Origin of the sequence: Rhodovulum tesquicola, assembly GCF_024128855.1 — a bacterium.
GTDB lineage: Bacteria > Pseudomonadota > Alphaproteobacteria > Rhodobacterales > Rhodobacteraceae > Rhodovulum > Rhodovulum tesquicola.
In genome coordinates, this window is record NZ_JAMYDV010000061.1 from 1 (window position 1) to 912 (window position 912).

The window sequence follows — 912 nt, forward strand, 5'->3', positions numbered from 1 at the left end:
CAACGGCCAGCTCCCGCAATCAGTGCTCAAGGGCCGAACGCCCATCGACGCTCTGAAGGACTGGCAGCGGCAAAGGCCGGACATCTTCAAGAAACGACCGTATAATCACGCGGGATGTGACAAATAGGTTCACGCCAATCCAAACGCTGCCCCGCGAAGCTGCATATGCGGTTTCGGAAAGAACCAACCGACACACAGCCAGCGTCGATGTTCGCCACGCGCGCGACCGAACTCGCTCTTGCACAGCCCCCCCCCGCAAGGTTAGGTAAATCGCACGGAGAGGTGGCCGAGTGGTCGAAGGCGCACGCCTGGAAAGTGTGTAGGCGGGAAACCGTCTCCAGGGTTCGAATCCCTGTCTCTCCGCCAACCCAAATTTTATTTCTTTGATTTCAATACCCTGCGGGGCTATTTGTCAAACCTATGCCGAAGGTTTGACAGTGTTTGTTCACGCTTCTTTCCGATCCAGTGCAAGCATGGCCTGCACTGCAAGGTCTTTGCGTCCAGCCGCGACAGTGTAGCGTGTCACTTCAGCTAGGGATTTATGGCCGGATATCGCCATGATCTGGTGCGGGGTGCATCCTGCTTCGGCTAGCCTTCGGCAGGTCGCTTTGCGCAGCCCGTGCGGCGACAACCCATCAGGCAATCCCGCTTCGCGCACCATGTCGCGAAACCAGTTGGTGAAACCTGCCGGGCTGAACGGACGCCCTTGCGCCGTGACCAGGAACGACAGGTTTTTCAGGGGAATGAGGTGGTCCCCAGAAACTGGACAGTTTGCTAAGCTTGCCGCCGAGGAAGACGAGGACGAACAGCGTGGCTGGCAAACGGAAGAACTACAGCGCGGACTTCAAGGCGAAGGTGGCGCTTGAAGCCATTCGTGGCGAGGCGACGATCGCCGAGTTGGTGGCGAAGCCA

The 912-nt window shown here is 58.4% G+C and carries 1 protein-coding gene and 1 tRNA gene; one reads left to right on the top strand and one right to left on the bottom strand.

Annotated features, from left to right (window positions below):
• The first annotated feature begins 276 nt into the window (after positions 1-276).
• Positions 277-366, top strand: a tRNA-Ser gene (locus NHN26_RS17360).
• A 79-nt stretch (positions 367-445) separates the two neighbouring features.
• On the opposite strand, the gene NHN26_RS17675 is transcribed toward NHN26_RS17360, so the two are convergent.
• Positions 446-745 carry a tyrosine-type recombinase/integrase gene (locus NHN26_RS17675; RefSeq protein WP_354595950.1) on the bottom strand — a complete coding sequence of 100 codons (300 nt, stop codon included), beginning with the start codon at positions 743-745 and terminating at the stop codon, positions 446-448.
• Positions 746-912: the final 167 nt, after the last annotated feature.